The 7,821-nt window shown below is 74.1% G+C and carries 7 protein-coding genes and 1 pseudogene; 7 read left to right on the top strand and 1 reads right to left on the bottom strand.

The features are described 5' to 3' along the window. Positions 1–180: 180 nt before the first annotated feature. From egtA to ABT023_RS20875, 7 genes are all read left to right on the top strand, one after another. Positions 181–1,416: an ergothioneine biosynthesis glutamate--cysteine ligase EgtA gene (egtA, locus tag ABT023_RS20845; RefSeq protein ID WP_350888034.1), complete on the top strand. Its 1,236-nt coding sequence runs from the start codon at positions 181–183 to the stop codon at positions 1,414–1,416. Further along, positions 1,413–2,744 (top strand): ergothioneine biosynthesis protein EgtB, encoded by a 1,332-nt coding sequence (egtB, locus tag ABT023_RS20850; RefSeq protein ID WP_350888035.1) that lies wholly within the window; start codon positions 1,413–1,415, stop codon positions 2,742–2,744. Before egtA ends, egtB begins: the two co-directional genes overlap by 4 nt. Positions 2,745–2,796: 52 nt before the next feature. After that, positions 2,797–3,603 carry an ergothioneine biosynthesis protein EgtC gene (gene egtC, locus ABT023_RS20855; RefSeq protein WP_350888036.1) on the top strand — a complete coding sequence of 269 codons (807 nt, stop codon included), beginning with the start codon at positions 2,797–2,799 and terminating at the stop codon, positions 3,601–3,603. Then, complete coding sequence (gene egtD, locus ABT023_RS20860) at positions 3,603–4,568, top strand: L-histidine N(alpha)-methyltransferase (protein ID WP_350888037.1); 966 nt, start codon at positions 3,603–3,605, stop codon at positions 4,566–4,568. The genes egtC and egtD overlap by 1 nt, the downstream gene beginning before the upstream one ends. Before the next feature lie 269 nt (positions 4,569–4,837). Continuing rightward, entirely contained in the window at positions 4,838–5,425 is a 588-nt protein-coding gene (locus ABT023_RS20865; protein ID WP_350888038.1) for a TMEM165/GDT1 family protein, read from the top strand. Positions 5,426–5,548: 123 nt separating this feature from the next. Continuing rightward, positions 5,549–5,755, top strand: coding sequence for a hypothetical protein (locus ABT023_RS20870; RefSeq protein ID WP_350888039.1), 207 nt, complete (start codon positions 5,549–5,551; stop codon positions 5,753–5,755). 365 nt (positions 5,756–6,120) lie between these two features. Further along, positions 6,121–7,593 carry a tyrosine-protein kinase domain-containing protein gene (locus ABT023_RS20875; RefSeq protein ID WP_350888040.1) on the top strand — a complete coding sequence of 491 codons (1,473 nt, stop codon included), beginning with the start codon at positions 6,121–6,123 and terminating at the stop codon, positions 7,591–7,593. On the opposite strand, the pseudogene ABT023_RS20880 reads toward ABT023_RS20875, so the two are convergent. Further along, a pseudogene (locus ABT023_RS20880) lies at positions 7,574–7,821 on the bottom strand (arsenate reductase/protein-tyrosine-phosphatase family protein); the annotation flags it as partial. The gene ABT023_RS20875 and the pseudogene ABT023_RS20880 overlap by 20 nt on opposite strands.

Below are 7,821 nucleotides of genomic sequence, written 5' to 3' on the forward strand. Positions count from 1 at the left end.
GACCGGGACGACCGGCGACGAAACATCTGTTACGGCAAGACGAGCGGATTTCGTCTGCTAGACAGAGGATGGGTACACCGCGGACGACCGGACCGGTCACGGTCACGAAACGGCCGTCACCGGTGTGGTCGTCAGTCAACAGCTGGTCGTCAGTCAACCAGCGCGGGGAGGAATCGTCTCGTGGTGACATCGCCGGAGCTGGACCGGAACACCCGCTTGCTGGAGGCGGCCGACGCCGCCCGGCACATCGCCCGGATCTGCTTCAAGACCGGCCCACCCACCCACACCGGCGTCGAACTGGAATGGACCGTGCACGACGCCGCCGACCCCGGCCTCCCCGTCGACCGGGAACGGCTGCTGGCGGCGCTGGGGCGACACAGCCCCGTCACCATCGACGACTCCAGCCCAGCCGCACCGCTCCGGCACGGCAGCGCCGTGACCGTCGAGCCCGGCGGCCAGCTCGAGATATCCACCCAGCCGCAACCCTCGGTCGCCGCGCTGATCGAGGCCACCGATGCCGACATCGCCCAGGTCACCGGCCTGCTCCGGGCCGCCGGGCTCGCCCTCGGCCGCACCGGCATCGACCCGTTCCGGACACCGCGTCCGGTCGTCGACACCCCGCGCTACCGCGCCATGCGCTGCGTGTTCGACCGGGGCGGCACGGCCGGCCGGACCATGATGTACAGCACCGCAGGCCTCCAGGTCTGCCTCGACGCGGGCGAACCGGCCCAGGTGGCGGCCCGTTGGGCGGCGGCGCACGCGGTCGGCCCGCCGCTGCTCGCCGCGTTCGCCACCGCCGGGCGGCACGCCGGGCGGCGCACCGGCTGGGCGTCCGCCCGGATGGCGGCCTGGCTGGCCATCGACCCCGCACGCACCCGGCCGGTCTGGTCACCGGCCCGGCCCGACGCCGACCCGGTGGCGGCCTGGACGGCGTACGCGCTGGCCGCGCCGCTGCTCTGCCTGCGCGACGACGCCGCGGACTGGACCCCGCCGGCGGGGGTGACCTTCGGCGACTGGCTCGCCGGTGCGCTGCCCCGCCCGCCCACCACGGACGACCTGGACTACCACCTGAGCACCCTGTTCCCGGTGGTCCGGCCCCGCGGGTACCTGGAGATCCGCTACCTGGACGCCCAGCCGGGGCCGGACTGGCGGCTCCCGCTGGCCGTGCTGGCCGCGCTCTTCGCCGACCCCGCGACGGTGGCCCGCGCCGCGAGCGTCGCCGCCGCGGTGGCCGACCGGTGGGACGTCGCGGCCCGGCACGGGCTGGCCGACCCCCCGCTGGCGCGCGCCGCCGCCGGCCTGCTCGACCTGGCGCTGGCGGCCCTGCCCCGGCTCGACCTGCCGGCCCCGCTGCACGACGAGACCGCCCGCGCACTACGGGGGCGACTGACCACCACGGAGAGGGGACCGCGGTGACGACCATCCACGAACTCGGCACCGAGCGGCTGCGCGACCGGATCGCCGCCGAGCTGGAGCGCACCCGGACGCGGACGGCCCTGCTCACCGAGGCCGTCGACGACGCCGACCTGATGCGCCAGCACTCGCCGATCATGTCCCCGCTGGTGTGGGACCTCGCCCACGTCGGCAACCAGGAGGAACTCTGGCTGGTCCGGGACGTCGGCGGGCGCGAGCCCGTCCGGCGGGACATCGACGACCTGTACGACGCGTTCAAGCAGCCCCGCAGGGACCGCCCGGCGCTGCCGCTGCTGCCGCCCGCCGAGGCCCGCGCCTATCTCGCCACCGTCCGGGACAAGGTGCACGACCTGCTCGACCGGGTGCCGTTCACCGACCGTCCGCTGGTCGCCGACGGGTTCGCCTTCGGCATGATCGTCCAGCACGAGCAGCAGCACGACGAGACCATGCTCGCCACCCACCAGCTCCGCCTCGGCCCGCCGGCGCTGCACGCCCCGCCCCCGCCGGAGCCGCGCGCCCGGGTCGCCGACGAAATCCTCGTCCCGGCCGGCGAGTTCACCATGGGCACCTCCACCGACCCGTGGGCGCTGGACAACGAGCGTCCCGCGCACACCGTCCACCTGCCCGCGTACGTCATCGACGCCGCCCCGGTCAGCAACGGCCGGTACGCCGAGTTCATGGCCGACGGCGGCTACGACGACCCGCGCTGGTGGAGCGAGGCCGGCTGGCGGCACCGCACCGAGGCCGGGCTGACCGCGCCGATGCACTGGCGGCGCGACGGCGGCGGGTGGGCGTACCGGCGGTTCGGCCGGTGGTCCCCGGTGCGGGTCGACGAGCCGGTGGTCCACGTCTGCTGGCACGAGGCGCAGGCGTACGCCGCGTGGGCCGGCAGGCGGCTGCCCACCGAGGCCGAGTGGGAGAAGGCCGCCCGTTGGGACCCGGCCACCGGCCGGTCCCGCCGCTACCCGTGGGGCGACGAGGACCCGACCGCCGAGCACGCCAACCTCGGGCAGCGGCACCTGTGGCCGGCGCCGGTGGGCGCGTACCCGGCCGGCGCGTCGCCGCTGGGGGTGCACCAGCTGGTCGGCGACGTCTGGGAGTGGACTGCCAGCGCCTTCCGGGGGCACCCCGGCTTCACCGCGTTCCCCTACCGGGAGTACTCGGAGGTGTTCTTCGGCGAGGACCACCGGGTGCTGCGCGGCGGGTCGTTCGGCACCGACCGGGCCGCCTGCCGGGGGACGTTCCGCAACTGGGACCACCCGATCCGGCGGCAGATCTTCAGCGGCTTCCGCTGCGCCCGCGACGCCCGGCCGGAGGAGTCGCCCCGGTGACGCCGCACCCGGTGGCGACCGCGCCCCGGCGGACAGCCGGCGGGGCCTCCTGATGTGCCGGCACCTGGCGTACGTCGGGCCGCCGGTGAGCCTGCGGGCCCTGCTGTACGACCCGCCGCACTCCCTGGTGCGACAGTCCTGGGCACCCCGGGACATGCGCGGCGGCGGGACGGTCAACGCCGACGGCTTCGGCGTCGGCTGGTACCCGCCCGGCGACGGCGAGCCGCTGCGCTACCGGCGGGGCACGCCGATCTGGAGCGACGTGACGCTGCCGGCGCTGGCCGCGGCCACCACCAGCGGCGCGGTGCTGGCCGCCGTCCGGTCGGCCACCGTCGGCATGCCGGTGCTCGACACCGCCGCCGCCCCGTTCGCGGAGGGTCCGTGGCTGTTCAGCCACAACGGGGTGGTCCGCGGCTGGCCCGATGCGGTGGCCGGGCTCGCCGGCCGGCTGCCCGTACGCGACCTGCTCACCCTCGACGCGCCGACCGACGCCGCGCTGCTCTGGGCCCTGGTACGGCACCGGCTGCGCGCCGGGGACGACCCGGCGCGGGCGGTCGCCGACACGGTGACGCGGGTCGCGGCGGCGGCGCCCGGGTCCCGGCTCAACCTGCTGCTCACCGACGGGCGGACCGTCGTGGCCAGCGTCGCCGGCCATGCGCTGTCGCTGCGGCGGACCCCGGGCGCGGTGCTGCTGGCCTCGGAACCGCATGACGACGAGCCCGGCTGGCAGGCGGTGCCGGACGGGCGGCTGGTGGTGGCCACGACCGCCGGGGCCCGGATCGACACCCTGTCCGGGGGTGGACCCGTAGTCCGGCCGGCAGGTGGGGAAACGACACGAGTGACGGAGGGGGACACCTGATGAGCGTCGAGCCGCTGGAGATCTACCTGGAGGAGCGGGACCTCGGTCGCGGGCTGCGGGAGGACGTGCGGACCGGGCTGACCGCGGCACCGAAGTGGCTGCCGCCCAAGTGGTTCTACGACGCCCGGGGCAGCGAGCTGTTCGAGGAGATCACCCGCCTGCCGGAGTACTACCCGACCCGGGCCGAGCGGTCCGTGCTGGCCGAACGGGCGGGCGAGATCGCCGAGCTGACCGGGGCGAAGACGCTGATCGAGCTGGGCTCCGGCTCGTCGGGGAAGACCCGGCTGCTGTTGGACGCCTTCACCCGCCGTGGCGGGCTGGGCACCTTCGTGCCGTTGGACGTGTCGGTCAGCGCCCTGCGGCAGTCCACCGAGCAGATTGCCGCCGACTACCCCGGGCTGCGGGTACGCGGCATCGTCGGGGACTTCACCAGGCACCTCGATCGACTGCCCGCCGGCGGACGCCGACTGGTGATCTTTCTCGGCGGGACCATCGGCAACCTGCTCCCCGCCGAGCGGGCCGGCTTCCTCGCCGCCATGCGCGCGGCCCTGGAGCCCGGCGACTGGCTGCTCCTGGGCACCGACCTGGTCAAGGACCCGGCGGTGATCGTCCCCGCGTACGACGACGCGGCCGGGGTGACCGCCGAGTTCAACCGCAACGTGCTGCGGGTGGTCAACCGGGAGCTGGGCGCCGACTTCGATCCGGAGGCGTTCACCCACGTCGCGCTCTGGGACCCGGAGCGGGAGTGGATCGAGATGCGGCTGCGCGCCGAGCGCCCGCAGCGGGTCCGGGTGCTCGACCTGGGCGTGGCGTTCGCGGCGGGGGAGGAACTGCGTACCGAGGTGTCGGCGAAGTTCCGCCCGGAGGGGATCGGGGCGGAGCTGGCCACCGCCGGCTTCGCCGCCCACGAGTTCTGGACCGACGCCGACGGCCTGTTCGGCGTGACCCTGGCCCGTGCCGACTGAGCCGCTCCCGCCGGCCCGACGCGGGTGACGCCGTGGCCCGACGCGGGGGACGCCGCCCACCCGCGTCGGGCCCGGCCCCGCCGATCGGCTAGGCTGCCGGGGCGAAGGGGAGTAGCCCCCAATGTCGTGGTCGACACACTGGTGCGTTCCGCATCCGGCCACGCGGCCCTACCTGAGGTGGGGCGGGCGAGACCTTCGACCCAGGCTGTGCACAACAGCCGGGTCGAGGGCGCCCCACACCCCGGCCCGGCATCATCGGGAAGGGTGTCATGGAAGGTTTCCTCGTCGCGCTGGTCGTCAGTTTCGGCGTCATCTTCGTCGCCGAGCTGGGCGACAAGTCCCAGCTCATGGCGCTGACGTTCGCCACGCGGTTCAAGACGGTCCCGGTGCTGATCGGCATCACGATCGCCACCGCCCTCGTTCACCTGGCCTCGGTGGCCATCGGCTACGGGCTGGGTGCCGCCCTGCCCACCGGCTGGATCTCCCTCATCGCCGGCATCGCGTTCCTCGGCTTCGGCGCGTGGACGCTGCGCGGCGACAAGCTCACCGAGGAGGAGAAGCGCAAGGCCGAGCGGAGCGGCAAGTCCGCCGTCCTCGCCGTCGGCGTCGCGTTCTTCCTCGCCGAGCTGGGTGACAAGACGATGCTGGCCACCATCACCCTGGCCACCAAGTACGGCTGGTTCGGCACCTGGCTGGGCTCGACGCTCGGCATGGTGGCCGCGGACGCCCTGGCGATCATCGTCGGCCGGATGCTCGGCCGGCACCTGCCGGAGCGCGCCATCCGGTACGGCGCGGCGGTGCTCTTCGCCATCTGCGGTCTCTGGCTCGTCTTCGAGGCCGTCGCCGAGCTCAACTGATCTCCCGAGGTGCCCGGTTCGGGCCGGTGTCGCGTCGACAATCCGTAGCGCGCTGCGCCGAAGACGATCAACGCCTACCGTGGGCCACGGGAGACAATCTGGATGAATCGGGAGGATGACGGTATGAGCCGGCACGATGAACCCAATGAGTACGGTTTCGCCGGTGGGGCCACCGCGCCCCAGCCGCAACCCGGTGGGCGGCCCGACGAGCAGGACCTCGCCGAGCAGGTGGCCGTCCCGGGCGACGACCTCACCGAGCCGTTCAACGAGGCGATCGGCGAGGAGACCGACCAGGTCGACGAGGACGAGCCGGCCGAGCGCCGACGCTGAGTCCACCGGTGGGGGTGGCGCAGCGGGCCGCCCCCACCGTCGCGCCCCGGAGGAGCGGTCCCGCCGGGGTCGCACGGGTCACCCGCCCCGCACCGGGCCGCGCGACACCGGTCCGCCGCGTCGCACGTCACCTCCCGGGTCCCGGGGCAGTTGTTCCCAGCGAATTCGGCGATGCGAGTGCCCCATTGATGGCATTCCTCGCTGAATGGGCCGTTTGCGGCATTTGACCGCTTGCATCCTCTACAGTCGGTGAAGCCGAATGCGCTGGGTGGGGGGTGTCGGAGCCGGTGACCGCCCCGTGACTGCTGAGGAGCTCCTGTGCTTGACAAGTCGACCGCACGGACCGGACGGGGGCTTCCCGGCTGATGGACGTTCGTGATTACCTCCGGGCCGTCCGACGCAGTTGGTGGCTGGTCCTGCTCGCCGTCATGGTGGGTCTCGGCGTGGCCGCTCTGGTCACGGTCCAGACGAAGCCCCGGTACGTCGCCTCGGTGACCTACTTCGTCACCGTCCCCAACCAGGGGGTCAGCGAGGCGTACCAGGGCGGCATCTTTATGCAGCAGCGCGTCAAGTCGTACGCCGACCTGCTGGAGAGCGACCGGCTGGCGCAGAGCGTCGTGGCGAAGAACCCGCTCGGGCTCACGGCCGAGGAGGTGCAGGCCCGGATCGGCGCCAGCACCGTCCCCGACACCGTCCTGTTGCGCGGCACCGTCACCGACACCGACGCGACGCGGGCGCTGCGGCTGACCGAGGCGGTCTCCGCCCAGTTCGTCGAGCTGGTCAAGGCGGTGGAGACACCCCCTGAGGGGCGGACCGCCCCGATCAAGGTGGAGGTGATCAGCGGACCCCGGGTCAGCTCCGTACCGGTGTCGCCCAAGCCGCCGCTCAACCTCTCCGTCGGCGCGCTCGCCGGCCTGCTCGTCGGCCTCGGCCTGGCCGTGCTCCGGACCCGGTTCGACAACCGGCTGCGGGACGCGGTCGGCCTGCAACGCGCCACCGGCAGCCCGCTGCTCGGTGAGATCCCGTTCGACCCCACCGCGCGCACCGCGCCGCTGATCGTCGGGGACGCGGCCAGCTCGCCGCGCGCCGAGGCGATCCGCAAGCTGCGGACGAACCTGCGCTTCGTCGACGTCCACGAGCCGGCCCGCGTCATCGCCGTGACCAGCGCGTTGCAGGGGGAGGGCAAGACCACCCTCTCCTGCAACCTGGCCATCGCGCTCGCCGAGGCCGGCTGGCGGGTCGCGCTGGTCGACGCCGACCTGCGCCGGCCGAAGGTGGCCGAGTACCTGAACCTGGAGGCGAGCGTCGGGCTGACCGACGTGCTGCTGGGCGACGTCAGCGTCGGGGACGTGGTGCAGCGGTGGGGCGACAAGTCCCTGCTGGTGCTGCCCGCCGGCTCGGTCCCGCCCAACCCCAGCGAGCTGCTCGGCTCCAAGGCGATGGCGGACCTGCTGCTGGTGCTGCGGGAATCGGCGGACATCGTCGTCATCGACACCGCCCCGCTGCGGACCGTCACCGACGGCGTCGTCGTGGCCGTCCAGGCCGACGGGGCGCTGGTGGTCAGCCGGTACGGGCGCACCGACCGCGGCCAGATCGCCGCCGCCGCCCAGGCGCTCCAGTCGGTCTCCGTCCGGATGCTCGGCTGTGTGCTCAACATGGCCAAGCTCGGCCGCGCCGAGACCGACCAGTACGAGAGCTACCGGATCGACGTACCCCCCGCGCCCGTCGCCGCCCCGGCCGAGCGGGTGGGCAAGCCGGCAGCCGCCCCCAGCAGCGGGTTCTTCGGTCAGGAACAGGCCGCCGACCCGACGCAGGAACTCACCCGGCTGCGTCGATGAGCGCCGCGACCGGCGTCAACAACCGCTCGATCTCCTGCGCGCAGCGCCGGAAGTCCATCGGCGTGCCACCGATCGGGTCGACGAGGTCGTCCTCGGCCGTGGTGGTCGGCTGCGACCGCCCCCGGGCCCGGGCCGCCGCCCGCACCGCCGCGCGCAGCGCCCCGGCGTCCCTGGTGTCCGGCGCGTCGGCCAGCCCGGCGAGCCGACCGAACTGGCGCAGGGTGAAGG

Source organism: Micromonospora sp. NPDC002296 (genome assembly GCF_040296145.1).
GTDB lineage: Bacteria > Actinomycetota > Actinomycetes > Mycobacteriales > Micromonosporaceae > Micromonospora.

Coding starts and splice junctions, on each gene's coding strand:
- egtC (WP_350888036.1), top strand. CDS start 2,797: ATGTGCCGGCACCTGGCGTACGTCGGGCCGCCGGTGAGCCTGCGGGCC.
- egtD (WP_350888037.1), top strand. CDS start 3,603: ATGAGCGTCGAGCCGCTGGAGATCTACCTGGAGGAGCGGGACCTCGGT.
- ABT023_RS20865 (WP_350888038.1), top strand. CDS start 4,838: ATGGAAGGTTTCCTCGTCGCGCTGGTCGTCAGTTTCGGCGTCATCTTC.
- ABT023_RS20870 (WP_350888039.1), top strand. CDS start 5,549: ATGAGCCGGCACGATGAACCCAATGAGTACGGTTTCGCCGGTGGGGCC.
- ABT023_RS20875 (WP_350888040.1), top strand. CDS start 6,121: ATGGACGTTCGTGATTACCTCCGGGCCGTCCGACGCAGTTGGTGGCTG.